This window comes from Dialister sp. CAG:357 (genome assembly GCF_000435155.1).
GTDB lineage: Bacteria > Bacillota > Negativicutes > Veillonellales > Dialisteraceae > Dialister > Dialister hominis.
In genome coordinates this window covers 1-14,754 of the sequence record NZ_FR896378.1, presented here as the reverse complement: position 1 = coordinate 14,754, position 14,754 = coordinate 1, and the positions used below count along the sequence as shown (strand labels likewise).

At 42.7% G+C, this 14,754-nt stretch carries 11 protein-coding genes and 1 other RNA gene; all 12 read right to left on the bottom strand.

The window, feature by feature from the left end; genetic code table 11:
* A partial coding sequence (locus M3200_RS02085) for a DNA translocase FtsK (protein WP_288178080.1) occupies positions 1 to 2,002 on the bottom strand: 2,002 nt, incomplete at its 3' end.
* A 25-nt stretch (positions 2,003 to 2,027) separates the two neighbouring features.
* Complete coding sequence (locus M3200_RS02080; RefSeq protein ID WP_022381881.1) at positions 2,028 to 3,338, bottom strand: replication-associated recombination protein A; 1,311 nt, start codon at positions 3,336 to 3,338, stop codon at positions 2,028 to 2,030.
* Positions 3,339 to 3,493: 155 nt separating this feature from the next.
* Positions 3,494 to 3,673: non-coding RNA, 6S RNA (gene ssrS, locus M3200_RS02075), on the bottom strand.
* Between the two features lie 58 nt (positions 3,674 to 3,731).
* The gene (aspS, locus tag M3200_RS02070) at positions 3,732 to 5,546 is read right to left on the bottom strand and encodes an aspartate--tRNA ligase (protein ID WP_022381880.1); all 1,815 of its coding nucleotides are present in this window, start codon (positions 5,544 to 5,546) and stop codon (positions 3,732 to 3,734) included.
* A 53-nt stretch (positions 5,547 to 5,599) separates the two neighbouring features.
* On the bottom strand, positions 5,600 to 6,862 hold the full coding sequence (gene hisS, locus M3200_RS02065; protein ID WP_022381879.1) for a histidine--tRNA ligase: 1,263 nt from the start codon (positions 6,860 to 6,862) through the stop codon (positions 5,600 to 5,602).
* A gap of 115 nt (positions 6,863 to 6,977) precedes the next feature.
* Positions 6,978 to 7,442, bottom strand: a complete 465-nt coding sequence (locus M3200_RS02060; RefSeq protein ID WP_022381878.1) for a Fur family transcriptional regulator — start codon at positions 7,440 to 7,442, stop codon at positions 6,978 to 6,980.
* 10 nt (positions 7,443 to 7,452) lie between these two features.
* Positions 7,453 to 8,505 carry an AI-2E family transporter gene (locus M3200_RS02055; RefSeq protein WP_022381877.1) on the bottom strand — a complete coding sequence of 351 codons (1,053 nt, stop codon included), beginning with the start codon at positions 8,503 to 8,505 and terminating at the stop codon, positions 7,453 to 7,455.
* Complete coding sequence (locus M3200_RS02050; RefSeq protein ID WP_022381876.1) at positions 8,506 to 9,144, bottom strand: MBL fold metallo-hydrolase; 639 nt, start codon at positions 9,142 to 9,144, stop codon at positions 8,506 to 8,508.
* 24 nt (positions 9,145 to 9,168) lie between these two features.
* Positions 9,169 to 9,618 (bottom strand): D-aminoacyl-tRNA deacylase, encoded by a 450-nt coding sequence (dtd, locus tag M3200_RS02045; protein ID WP_022381875.1) that lies wholly within the window; start codon positions 9,616 to 9,618, stop codon positions 9,169 to 9,171.
* Positions 9,619 to 9,621: 3 nt separating this feature from the next.
* Positions 9,622 to 11,877: a RelA/SpoT family protein gene (locus M3200_RS02040; protein ID WP_414437784.1), complete on the bottom strand. Its 2,256-nt coding sequence runs from the start codon at positions 11,875 to 11,877 to the stop codon at positions 9,622 to 9,624.
* Positions 11,878 to 12,054: 177 nt separating this feature from the next.
* The gene (recJ, locus tag M3200_RS02035; RefSeq protein WP_022381873.1) at positions 12,055 to 14,040 is read right to left on the bottom strand and encodes a single-stranded-DNA-specific exonuclease RecJ; all 1,986 of its coding nucleotides are present in this window, start codon (positions 14,038 to 14,040) and stop codon (positions 12,055 to 12,057) included.
* A gap of 145 nt (positions 14,041 to 14,185) precedes the next feature.
* Positions 14,186 to 14,632 carry a hypothetical protein gene (locus tag M3200_RS02030; RefSeq protein ID WP_022381872.1) on the bottom strand — a complete coding sequence of 149 codons (447 nt, stop codon included), beginning with the start codon at positions 14,630 to 14,632 and terminating at the stop codon, positions 14,186 to 14,188.
* Positions 14,633 to 14,754 lie beyond the last annotated feature (122 nt).

Genomic DNA, 14,754 nt, shown 5'->3' with positions numbered 1-14,754 from the left:
AGTTCAGATTGGATTCCACCATAAAGGAAATTCTGCTTGGGATATTAGACTTGATAACCCCTGTAATGACATCAGCAGACGGGCGCTGTGTCGCAAGTATCAGATGGATTCCGGCTGCTCTTGCCTTTTGTGTAAGTCTCTGGATCAGGACTTCAACTTCTTTGGCCGCTACGTTCATCAAATCGGCAAATTCATCGACTATGATCAGAATATAAGGCATCTTCTTATCAGGATTCAGATTATTATAACCTTCAATATTCCTGACTTTACTGCCGGCAAAAAGCTGATACCTTGATTCCATTTCACGCACAGCCCAATTCAGCGTTCCCTGTGCTTTCTTCATATCCGTGACAACTTCCGTACGAAGGTGCGGAATTCCATTATAGACACTGAGCTCAACGACCTTTGGATCGATCAGCATTAATTTCACGTCGCTTGGCTTGCTCTTATAAATAATACTTGTGATGATGGAATTAATGCATACGCTCTTGCCGCTCCCTGTAGAACCTGCAATCAACAAATGCGGCATTTTTGATAAATCAGTAACAACTGGTTTTCCCGTGATATCCTTCCCTAAGGCAACCAGAATATGTCCCTTCCCCTTTTGGAATTCATCACTTGCAAGAACATCCCTGAGAGGTACAGGAATAATTTTGCTGTTTGGTATCTCTATTCCAACTGCTGATTTACCTGGAATTGGTGCCTCGATGCGGATATGTGTGGCTGCAAGTGCCATAGCAAGTTCATTTGACAAACCTTCGATCTTGCTGACTCTTACACCGATTTCGGGTTTGAGTTCAAATCTTGTGACAGTCGGCCCGACACTGGCATTGATTACTTTTGCACCCACGCCAAAGCTTGCCAGCGTAGATTCAATGATTTTGGCCTTATGCTGGATATCATCCTGTTTGGCATGCACCGGACCATCCGTATGCAGCAGTGACAGCGGCGGGAACACATATTCCTGAGCAGCCGGTTCATCTGTATTCTTTTGATCAGAACTGCTGATGACTTTGGACTTATCAGGAAGATGCTCATCGGCATGCAGGCCGCCATTTGGTTTTTGATTCTCCGCAGCTTCAGATTCCTGACCTTCTTGTCCTGCGGACACTTCTTTAGCTTCCTTTTCTGTTTCTACAGGCTCTATTCGAGTTGCCTCAAAAGGCATATTTTCTTCATCTATAGGCTTCAAATCAGGACCATTTTGTTCGGCCTGTACGGGTGAACTACTTTCTTCGGAATTAAGCAGTTCTGCAATATCGTCTGGTATCGGCTCATCATCTTTAGCTGAAAAATCTGCGCTCTTTTCTTCATCATCCGGTGTTTCATTTCCTGACTTCTTGTAAATGAATTCACCCCTGCTTTCTTCCAATGGTTCCAGTCTGGCAGCAGATTTCTCTGCATTGATCTGTGCCCTTTTCTGCTTCCAGTAAGATGCAGCATCTTCCAGTTTTTGCTCTGTTTTTAAGCCTATTTTTTGTGCTTTCACGCCCACCTTCCTGGCTCCATTGGATACCGACCAATGTGTCAGGAGTAAAATATCAATCACTATGGCTCCGACAAGAATGATAGACGTACCCATTTCCCCGACCGAGATATGAAGTGCCCAGGAAATGGCAGAGCCAATGGCACCGCCATACTCAAGGAGATTCGAAATACCAAATTCCTCTCCTATTGGCACAAAGAAATGATGAATCAGCGACAAACATAAGCAAAACAAAACTCCAAAGTAGTAAAAATAGCGGTTTGAATGAAATGGCTTTGCTGTTAAAACATAATAACCACCCATGAATATGATAACCAAAACAGACAAAAAAGCTCCCATGCCAAATAAGAAATGGAGTCCATTATTTGCCCAGCTCCCGAGAATTCCCGTATTGTAGTTGGCCAGGCTCACAAAAGAAAAGACACCAAAAAGAAGCATTATAATTCCGGTTATCTCATAATTTCTATTATTCTGTTTTAACTGTACATCTTTCTTTTTCTGAGTTTTATTTCGCATAATAGAAAAAATCCGCTCCTAATCATTATTTGTTTTTCCGTCTAAAATTATTCCATCTGCTTTCAAGCGAAGACTCCATACCGTTCTTTCCCGGTGAATAATAAACATGCCCCTTAAGTTCACTTGGCATATATTCCTGCTCCACCCATCCTCCAAAATCATGTGGATATAAATATCCATTGCCATGACCTAATTTCGCGGCGCCCGCATAATGAGCATCTCTCAGGTAATCAGGAATCGACCAGTCGGACCGTTTCCCCGCCTCTGCGGAAGCTGCCATGATCCCCATAACAGCGCTGTTGCTCTTAGGTGCAAGACATATGTATAAGACAGCTTCTGCCAAAGGAATCTGTGCCTCTGGAAATCCAACAAATTCAGCCGCTTTTGCAGCTTCCACTGCAACGGTCAATGCATTGGGATCAGCCAGGCCGACATCTTCAGCAGCACAGATGATGATTCTTCTTGAAATGAATGAGGGTTTCTCCCCGCTGTTGATCATTCTGGCCAGATAATGGAGTGCAGCATCCGGATCACTGCCGCGCATGCTTTTTATAAAGGCTGAGACAACATCATAATGATAATCCCCGTTTTTATCATAGTTGAGTATCTTTTCGCCCGCCAGCTCCTTGAGTTCCTTTTCTGTAAGCGTTCCATTGTCCTCAAGAAGTGCCGTTGCCTGCTCTAATAAGTTGAGCGCTGCGCGTGAATCCCCTGAAGCATAGGAAGCTACCATTTTCAATACGGGCCTCGAAACATGGTAGCCATGTTTTCCAAGTCCCCGCTCCCTGTCATTGAGTGCCCGTTCAAGTATTTCAACAATGCTTTCCTCATCCAGTGCTTTTAAGCGGATCAGCCTTAATCTTGATAAAAGCGGTGCATTGATCTCAAAATAAGGATTTTCGGTCGTTGCGCCGATTAATATAAATGTTCCATCCTCAACATATGGCAGCAGAATATCCTGCTGTCCTTTATTGAAACGATGAATTTCATCAACAAAAACAATAGTGCGTCTCTGATAAAACTGAAGCTCATCCTTCGCGCTTTTGGCCAAATCCCTGATTTCCTTTATGCCGCTGGCAGTCGCATTCAATTTCACAAACTTGCTTTTAGTTATATTGGCAATGACTGTAGCAATCGTGGTCTTTCCGCAGCCGGGAGGCCCAAATAGCAGAATGGAAGGAACCATGTCCTTTTGAATCATCTTAGCTAGAAATGAATTTGGGCCGACAGCAAGCTCCTGTCCTACGACATCGGACAACTTCTTAGGCCGCATCCTCTCTGCAAGAGGTGCAAATTTCATGTGGTCATTCTGGTCTAGATCAAATAGTGAATCCATTATAATGCCTCAACATTCAAGACTGTTCATACCGTTAAAGAATGAAAGTTAAAACATCCATTCGTGAGAAAACATCTGTTTAGTATAGTATGCCATTATTGAGAGTAAAATGCAAAATAAAAATACCGCCAAGATAATCTTGACGGTATTAGTATCCATACCCCACCATGTCGTTAATTGCCGTATTTTGAGTCTGCATAATTGCAGGTGGGTGTTCTCTTGAAGAGTTTCATCTGTCCCCCAAAAGGGGCATAGACTATTTCCATCCAAATCCGAACTCCCTAGGTAAAGGTGTTGGTTCAAAATATAAAGCTGCACGTGCACAGCAGGGTTCTTTACTTACATATAGTTTAACAAATCATCTGTGAATTTACAAGATGAGCACATTCAGTCTTAATCGTCTTCAAAAAGATCTTTTTCTTTATCTTTCTTCGTTTCAACTTTAATGTGCAGTTCTTTCAGCTGTTTGTCAGCAACATAAGATGGAGCCTGTGTCAATGGATCAATAGCGCTCTGTGTCTTCGGGAATGCAATTACGTCGCGGATAGATTCCAGATGAAGCATCAGCATAACGAGTCTGTCAAGGCCGAGTGCAATGCCTGCATGCGGCGGTGCACCATACTTGAATGCATCAAGAAGGAATCCGAATTTCTGCTGAGCTTCTTCTTCGGTAATTCCAATTGCCTTAAATACCTTCTCCTGCAGATCTTCCTGATAGATACGGAGGCTTCCGCCGCCGGCTTCGACACCATTGAGAACCATGTCGTAAGCTTTAGCATATACCTTGGACGGATCAGTGGAGAGATACTGAATGTCTTCATCACGCGGTGCAGTGAAAGGATGATGTTCAGCTACATATCTATGTTCTTCTTCGCTGTATTCAAACATCGGGAAATCGGTAACCCAGCGGAAGCAGAATTCGTTCGGATCAATCAGATTCATTCTGCGTCCCATTTCAAGGCGCAGTTCGCCCAAAGCCTGAGCTACTACCTTCGGCTTATCAGCAATAATAAGGATCAAATCGCCAAGTTCTGCTTCGCAGGCCTTGCCAATTTCTCTGATTTTTTCTTCGCCGAGGAATTTGGTAATCTGGCATTTCAGGCTGCCGTCGTTATTGAATCCGATCCATGCAAGGCCCTTTGCGCCATATCTTCCAACATAATCGACAAGTCCGTCTAATTCACGGCGTGGAATGCCTGCATAGCCCTTAACATTAATAGCCTTGACTACGCCGCCATTATCGAGAACAGAACGGAATACCTTAAATCCTGTATCGACCAATAAAGAAGATACATCATAGAAATGCATATCAAATCTCAGATCTGGTTTATCAGATCCGTAAAGATTCATTGCATCATCCCATTTAATACGTTTAAACGGAATCTGGATATCAATGTCTAAAACATTCTTGAAAACCGTCTGCATCATGTGTTCCATCAGATCAAGGATGAAGTCCTGATCTTCAAAGGAAAGTTCCATATCCAGCTGAGTGAATTCCGGCTGTCTGTCAGCGCGCAGATCTTCGTCTCTGAAGCAGCGTGCAACCTGGAAATATCTTTCAAATCCAGACACCATCAGAAGCTGTTTGAAGAGCTGTGGTGACTGAGGAAGTGCATAGAACTTGCCCAAGTTGACACGGCTGGGAACCAAATAGTCGCGTGCGCCTTCCGGTGTGCTCTTTGTAAGCATCGGGGTTTCAATTTCAAGGAAATCATGTTTGTCAAGGAATGTTCTCATTTCATGAACAATCTTATGACGCATGATCAGGTTATTCTGCATTTCCGGACGTCTCAAATCAATGTATCTGTACTTCAGGCGAACGTTTTCATCTACATCGATTCCATCCTCAACGTAGAATGGAGGAGTCTTGGATTTATTCAAAATGCGAAGTTCAGTTACTACAACCTCAACTTTGCCTGTTTTCATCTTCGGGTTGATTGTATCTTCGCTTCTTGCTCTTACTTTTCCCTTAATTGCAAGAACATATTCACTGCGTACGGATTCAGCCTTATGGAAAGCTTCCTCACCATACTGTGGACTCATGACCAGCTGTACAATCCCGCTGCGATCACGAAGATCAATAAAGATCAATCCGCCATGATCTCTTCGTGTATTAACCCATCCAGCTAATGTAAGTTCTTTGCCATAGTCAAGTTCTGTTACATGACCGCATCCGCAGGATCGATGCATACCTGCCATTGTTTCCATATTCAAACACCTCTCCATTAATAATATATAAATGATGGCTTAGGCCAGATTTATCAATTGTTTTTCAAAGCTGAAAGGATATATTCAGCAACATTATCGAAAGGAACCTGCTTTTGTTCCCCATTATTCATGTTTTTAACGGTTGCAGCTTTTTCTTCCAATTCATTGCTGCCAATGATAATTGCAAAATCAGCTTTTGATTTGCCTGCCTGCTTCATCTGTCCCTTCAGGCTCTTATCCTGAAGATCCATTTCCGCAATCACTCCTTCAGAGCGGAGCAGATGCTGGATCTTTATTCCTTCAATGACTGCATCCTGTCCTAAAGAAGCAATATAAACTTTATGTGCGCTTTGCGGAGCAGGAATCAGATTCTGCATTTCCAAAGCGAGCAGCAGTCTTTCAAGACCGATGGCGAATCCGATTCCAGGAGTGGACGGCCCGCCCATTTCTTCAACCAGACCATCATATCTGCCTCCGCCGCAAACAGCGCTCTGTGCGCCAAGAGGCGGATACTGAATTTCAAAAGCGGTGTTGTTATAATAATCCAATCCCCTGACAAGCTTGGGGTCTACCGTATAATCGATTCCTAAAGCAGTCAGATACTTTTTGACTGCTTCGAATTTGGTATTGCAGTCTTCACAAAGATAATCGGTAATCACAGGCGCTCCAACAGATGCAGCCTTGCAGCCTTCTTCCTTGCAGTCTAATATGCGGAGCGGATTTTTCAGAAGCCTTTCCTTGCAGTCATCACATAACTGATCAACTTTAGGCATGAAGAAATCAATCAATTTCTGCCTGTATGCAGGACGGCAATTCTTATCCCCGATTGAATTGATATGAAGATCAAGGTCTTTTAATCCAAGCTTATGGAATATTTCACAAGCCATGGCAATAACTTCAGCATCAGCCAGCGGAGAAGATGCTCCCAGTACTTCCAGCCCGAATTGATGGAATTCTCTGTATCTCCCTGCCTGCGGCCTGTCATATCTGAACATTGATCCAATATAAAACATCTTATGAACCTGCTGGTCAGCATACAGTTTATGTTCCAGGAATGCACGGACTGCAGAAGCTGTATTTTCAGGTCTCAGTGTTACAGATCTGTTGCCTCTGTCAAGAAATGTGTACATTTCTTTAGATACGACATCCGTCGAGTCCCCAATTCCGCGCTGAAAAAGTTCAGTTGCTTCAATGATAGGTGTTCTAATCTCTTTGTATCCATAGCGAGCACATACGTCTCGTATAACGCTTTCCATATAATCCCATTTATACACTTCACTGGGTAAAATGTCATGGGTCCCTTTTAACGCCTGCATCTTTGCACGACACCTCTTTAAAATATTACTACTAAGATTTATTCGTTAGAGATTAACATTTGAATTGTATCATTTTCTATACTTCATTGGCAAATTTTAACTGCTCATTATGCAGTCATCCTTTATTATTATTTGCCTTTTTTATGCAATCCTTGCAATAGCCATAAAATTTCAACTGGTAATCTACGATATTAAATCCATTTTCTTTCTGTATTTTATCCTTGACATCGTTCAGGAAATCATACGAAAATTCAACAACTTTTCCGCATCCCAGACAAATCAGATGATGATGGGAATGCGTAATTGTTTTATCGTTCAATTCATACCGACTTCTGCCGTCACCAAAGTCCAGCTTCTTGAGCAATTCCAAAGATGTAAACAGTTCCAAAGAACGATATACAGTTGCCAAACCAATCGCAGGATTTTCTTCATGTACGATTTCATATACGTCCTCAGCACTCATATGGTTCTCTTTGCTGTCCAGAAACGCCTGAAGCACAATCTTCCTTTGCGTCGTGAATTTATACTGATGCTCTTTTATTTTCTTCTTAAGCGTGCTCATTACGGTTGCTTTTTTCATAACCTGTCTCCTACCTCATCGTTCTGTATCTATCATAGAACCACATATGCCGCAGTAAAACCTGAAGTACTGCAACAAGAGGAACTGATATCATCATTCCAACAACACCGAATAAATGCCCACCCACAAGCACACCGGCGATGATGGCAACCGGATGTACATCAATAATGCTGCCCATTAATTTCGGCATCACAAAGTGTCCGTCAAGCTGCTGAACAATGATATAAAAAATTATAACCTGGAACATGACTCCCGTCCCCTGCAGAAGTCCGAGGAGCACCGGGGGTACCGCTCCGATAATCGGTCCGATCAGCGGAATCATTTCAACAATTCCGGCAAGGAAGCCAATCACAAGCGGGTACGGTATGTTCATGGACCACATGCCAAGGAAAACAACGATGGACATCAATATGGAAAGAAGGAGCTGCCCTCTTATATACGCATTCAGCACAAAATGGATTTCTCTGAATAATTGTGTCAGGTGTGCATGATATCTGTCAGGAAATATACCGATGAAAGAAGAAATAAAAGCGCCTCCTTTTTTCATCATATAAAATGTGACAAATGGTACGACGATCAGCTCAATAATCGTGCTGGCAAAACTGAAAATCGCGGAAAGACTGAATTGTGCAAGCTTTAATGTATATTCCCCTACATCCTGAACAAATCTTGATATCAGATTTTTGGCCTCTGGCGGCAGTAAATCCAATTGGTACTGGCGTTCGATTTCCGGTATGGCAAGCTGTGCCGTATCAAGCATCCCCGGAACACTTTTTATAAATTCCCTGAATTCCTTGATGAACGGAACAAACACATGAACTGCAATAAGATATATGACCGCAACAAAAACTGCAAATGATATCAGGATAGCTGCATCATAAGGAAAACGTTTTATTCCCAGGCGCCCTGCTCCTTTATAAATAAAGCGGGCCAGAGGCGTTAAAAGAATAGTAATAATTAAAGAAGTAATGAATGGGAATAAAACTATAGGTGCTTTAATTATTAAAACGCAAAACATGGCTACAATAACAACACGAAGCCAAAACTCAGCGCCCCACCTCATTTAAAATCCCTCCTGAAAAAAAGGATTGCTTTCTTTTTCATAACCCACTGTCGTTATCTCGCCATGCCCTGAAAGCACGCGGACCGAATCAGGCAGCTGGAACAGATTTTGCATGATATTTGTCAATAATTCTTTCAGATTCCCGCCGGGGAAATCAGTTCGTCCAATGGACCCCTGGAACAGCGAGTCCCCGGTAAAAACGATTCCCTCATTTTTCAGATAGAAGGAAATCCCTCCCGGCGTATGACCGGCGGTATCAAGAACTGTAAATTCCAGCCCGCAGGTCTTGATTATATCTCTGTCTTTGACCCATACATCTGCAGGCTTGCAGACAATGGGTTCCGGCAGAAAATCAGATAAATTCATATTCGGATCACGGAGAAGCTCCTCGTCTCTTTTATCCATGTAAAACTTGGCATCAGGAAAAGCTTCCCGCAGCTGATTCAAACCTGCCAGATGATCCACATGTGCATGCGTCAGGAGAATGGATTCCAAGATTATTTTCTTGTCATTCAATTCGCTGATATATTTATCTGGTGAAAAAGAAGGGTCTATTACTACACCATGTAAAGTTTTTTCATCATAAACAATATAAGTGTTTGTCGCAAACGGCCCAAGAGTCATATATTCAATTTTCACTGGTATTCTCCTTTCAAAGGAATATTAGAAATTCCTTTTGCTGTCCAGGAGAATCGTAACAGGTCCGTCATTCTCCAGATTGATTTTCATATAGGTCTGAAACTCTCCTGTCTTGACATGCACTCCGGAATCTCTGCACCTCTCAACGAGCTGGTTATATAATTCATTGGCACGTTCCGGAGCTGCCGCTTCAAAGAAACTGGGACGTCTCCCTTTTCTCATATCACCATATAAAGTGAATTGCGATACAATGGCAAGCTCTCCATTCACATCTTTGAGAGAAAGATTCATTTTCTGGTTTTCATCTTCAAAAACTCTCATATTCATAACTTTATCGGCAATATAATTTACATCATTATCATTATCTTCCTTACCGACCCCAAGAAGAACGACTAGTCCCTTTCCCGTTTCGGAGACTTCTCCGTTTTCAAGAGTGATTTTGCACCAATTGCATCGTTGTACGACTGCTCTCATAATTCAGGCCCCTCCCTGCTGTGCTGATCTCATACGGCGTACAGAATGAACGCCCTTGATTCGTCTGACTTTTGTCATAATATAATCAAGCTGCTGGAGATCCTTGATCTGGATTCCCAGATTCATTACAGCCATACCACTATTTTCTACTTTTACATTTGCAGAAGAAACTGACAACTTCATTTCAGTCAGTGCCGCCAGAATATCTGCCATCAAACCTGTACGGTCATAACTGATAACTTCAATGGTTACAAGGAAAACTCCGCCAGACTGATCTTCCCAGGATACATCAATCATCCGGTCCTTGTCAGGGAAATTAACAGCATTCGGGCAGTCCACACAGTGTACAGATACGCCCCTTCCCCTTGTAACAAAGCCTACTATGTTATCACCAGGTACCGGATTGCAGCACTTGGCCAAATGTACGACAAGACCTTCCTCTCCTTTTACGAGAATGCCGCTGTTGGATCTGGTCTTTACGCTGCGCATTTTCAGGTTTTCAAGATCTTTTGCCGTTTTCTGCGCAGTATTTTTCTGTGCATTCAGTTCTTTTTTGTATACTTCGGCAAGCTTGAGTATGACGCTCTTGGATGGGATTCCACCATATCCTACAGATGCAAGAAGATCCTCTTCCGTAATATTATTGAAAGTTTTGGCAATATCTTCAAGCCTGTTCTTCTGTGTCAGTTTCTTCCATTCAAATCCAAGACGGTCTGCTTCCTGGATCAGAAGCTCCTGGCCGCGGGCAATATTCTCCGGTTTATTTTCCTTCTTGAACCAGCTCCTGATTTTAGCTTTACTATCAGCTGCCCCAACCATATTGATCCAGTCATAGCTAGGTTTTCCCGTCTTTGATGTTATAATCGAAACAATATCGCCATTCTTGAGTTTTGTATCGAGCGGGACAATCTTATTATTTATTTTTGCCCCAACACATCTGTTGCCGACCTCCGTATGAATCCTATATGCGAAATCGATCGGGATCGACCCTTTAGGCAGATTGGTGACATCACCTTTTGGTGTGAATACGAATACCTCGTCTGAAAATACATCGAGTTTCAATGCATTCATGAACTCTTTCGGATTGCTGGTATCCTGCCATTCGAGAATCCTGCGGAGCCAGCTGATTTTCGTATCAAAATCCTTTGAACCGGCCTGTTTCCCTTCCTTGTAGCGCCAGTGGGCTGCTACACCATATTCAGAAATATGATGCATTTCCCATGTTCTTATCTGGATTTCAACCGGCTGTCCCTTAGTACCGATGACTGTTGTATGGAGGGACTGATACATATTAGGCTTAGGAACAGCGATATAATCCTTGAACCTGTTAGGCAGCGGTTTCCAAAGCGTATGCACAATTCCCAAAATTGCATAACACTGCGGAATCGTATCGACAATAACCCTGACTGCATACAGATCATAAATCTGGGATAAGTCCTTGCCATCCCTCTTCATTTTCTTATATATGCTGTAAAAATGCTTCGGTCTTCCCGTTATTGTTGCCTGGATTCCGGCCTTCTCTATGTTTTCGTGAAGGACTCTCATCGTATCATTAACGATTTCTTCACGGGCCTTCCTCTTCTGCTTCATCTGACGGACAAGGTCATAATATTCATCCGGATGCAGGTAATGGAAGCACAGATCTTCCAGCTCCCATTTGATATTGTAAATACCAAGACGGTGAGCCAGAGGAGCATATATTTCTATCGTTTCTCTTGCTATACGCTGCTGCTTGTCCTTGCGGAATACGCCGAGCGTACGCATATTGTGAAGTCTGTCAGCCAGTTTTATAACGACAACTCTGATATCCTTAGCCATCGCCAGGAACATTTTCCTGAAGTTTTCCAGCTGCTGATCTTCCTTATCCTTGTAATGGAATTGAGAAAGTTTCGTGACACCGTCTACAAGAAACGCAACTTCATCTCCGAAGAGCATTTTTATATCATCGAGTGTGTAATCCGTGTCTTCCACTACATCATGAAGGAGTGCCGCAATGATTCCCTGCGTATCAATTTCGAGTTCAGCCAGAATATATGCGACTGCGAGAGGATGGACAATATATGGTTCTCCGGTAGCCCGGATCTGTCCGCTGTGTGCTTTGTCTGCAAGTTCATATGCCTCTCTGATGGCTTCAAGACTTTTCTTGTCAGTTATGTACGTCTTGACCTTATCAATCAGCTTCTGGTACTCTGCTGCTTCTTCTCCGGCAAAATCTTTCTTTTCATGCTGTTTTTTTACATATTCATCCTGATGAATCAGGAACTCTGCCAGAGTCGAGGCAGACGCATCTGTATGTATCGTCTCTTCATTCAGGTTCTTATTGAAGACTGCCGCTTTGGTATTAACGTTCTTGCTGACCGGAGTGCGTACATTCTCTTGCTCCGTCACTGCCTGCGTTCCGTCTTTTTCGATATTTTTATCCATAATATCCTCTCCTTAGCGCATATGCCTTCTGTATACCGAAGATGAGAGCAAATCCATCTTTTTATTGACCATCTGGAACTGATAGAATTCTTCACCATCGAAATTATATCTGGATATTAACCGCAATTCTTCAAACACCGCCAGCGCTATATCAATATCAGCAGCATCGAATCCGGTTCCTTCTGTCAGGAGCCGCTTAACGTCTTCTGCCAGGCGAGGTTCCCGTAGTATACTCCTGATTTTGCGATACACGTCTGCCAGAAAATCCCTGGTTATTATTCTTTTCTTGTCTACCCGTATATCTTTGCAGATCAGCTGGACGTGTTCACCATACCATTCATGGATTTCCGGTTCAAAGACTATATTAATATTGTCTCCGGCTCTGCATGGCTGCGGTTCTCCGGCTCCCCAGAATATAGCATCAATAAGATCGGAATTTTTCCCCAGCTGACATTTAAAATGCCGCTTGTCTGCGCCTATGTATCTGGCGGTCTCAACAAAAATGTTATTTGAAGCAAATAAAGGCTTTGGGTTATCGCAGCCGCATGGTTCCAATAAGTCTAATGACTTAACGAAATCTACCGTTAATTTTTCTACCGGAATCACTTCTTCAATATCCAAAACCGGTATGCAGTCTTCTTCTGTCAGATGTTCCTTTGCGTACTCATTCATCCGCTTCCGGAACTCTTCAATATTCTCAGCCTTGATAGAAAAGCCGGCTGCCATTTTGTGGCCTCCGAATTGGATCAGAAGATCTGACTGCGCTGCGAGGGCTTCATAAATATTAAATGCCGGTATACTTCTGCAGGATCCTTTACCGATCCCGTCATTAACAGTAATCACCAGAACCGGGCGATGGAGTTCATCCAGGATACGGGAAGCTACAATTCCGATAACGCCCGGATGCCAATTAGGACCGTCTACAACGATCGCCATGTCTTTTTCAATGCCTAATTGTTTTATACGTTCTTCCACCTGCGTGCAGATGTCTTTTTCTATTTCCCGTCTCGTGACATTTGTACTGCACAGCCTTTCAGCCAGCTGCTGTGCTTCCTGCGTCGAATCTGTGATCATGAGCTCGACGCCTTCTTTGGCATGCGATATTCTCCCGGCCGCATTGAGGCGTGGTGCAAGGCCGAAAGAAATCTGATCCGCATGAGTAATGCTTTGTGTCGTATCCTTTATAAGCCCGGCAGCCTGAATTAAAGCAAAAAGCCCCTTTACCGGAGTGGACAAGAATCTTTTCATGCCTTCTTTAACTATAATCCGATTCTCCCCTGTCAGGGATACTACATCAGCTATAGTGCCAAGAGCGGCCAGTTCTATATTATCTGTATAACTGACTCCATATTTTTTCAGCATGAGTCCTCTGCAAAGAGTAAATGCGACTCCGCATCCCGCCAATTCTTTATATGGATAACCGCAGTCAGACTGGTGAGGATTCAAAACCGCAATGCACTGCGGAAGATTTTCCGGAGGCGTGTGATGATCGGTAACTATGATATCTATCTTCCCCTGGAATTCCTTGATCAGGTCTGCCGAGCTGATCCCGCAGTCCACTGTAATTAACAGCTTAAAGCCATCATTGGCTAATTTTTCGACAGCTTTCGCGTTAAGCCCGTATCCTTCAGATTCCCTATGAGGAATATAGAAGCCGACATCGGCCTTAAGGCTCTTAAGCCCCCGGTATAGAATCGATGTCGAGGTAATCCCGTCCACATCATAATCGCCATAAATAACGATTTTCTCCCTGCCATCTATCGCGCGCAGAATCCTGTCGACTGCTTCAGGCATTCCCTTCATCAGGAATGGATCTCCCAGATCTGCAGCAGAATCAAATAGGTAGTGGGATAACTTAGACTCATCATCTATTCCGCGATTCATCAGTATCTTAGCTAGTTCTTCAGTTATATTATATTTTTTGGAAAATTCAGGCACTCCTGTTTCCGTCTTATTTAAGGAATTTAGAATATGCCACTTGTATTTATCCGTATTCATATGATTTCCTCAGTTCAAGTATATTCTTTTTTATTCTATCACCTTTTATTCTCAATTTCTATTTTTTATTATCATTCTCAAAATTAAAACGGCATAATAAAAGACCCCGCTTCCCCCGGGGTCCTTCATTGATAAGCTTATTCTTTTATTCCCAAGCTTCCTTCATGATATTTTTGTATTCCTGTGTCAAATGGTCAACAATAACATCAAGGACAACGCGCACGATGTCAGCATCAAAGCTTTCATTTGTGCTTGGCAGGCATGCATCAAGGAACAAAGAACCATCTTCAGCTGCCACATACTTGAATACTTTATAGCTTCTGTTCAGGTTGTTGATGTATTCCAGGAATTTTGCCTTATTTCCTTCTTTTACAAGTCCGCTTCCTACCTGAACACGGATAATCGTATAAATCGTGTTATCGGTAATGATTCCTACAGGGATTGTCTGGCCTTCTACTTTAATGTTAGACTGGAAAACAACAGTGCCTGCTTCATCATGAAGTTCATTCTTATTGAAGAAATTCATGTTCTTTTCCTGTGTGTACTGTTCAAATTTGCCAGCTTTTCCGTTCACTCTGATTTCTTCTGCCATTTATAATCACCCTCCAATTAAAATATAAATCTCTTTTTTATTCTACACTAACTTGTAATTTATTTCCATATTACATACTATAGAATTATGGGGTGTGTCAAGAGTTTTGTGTAAATCGATTC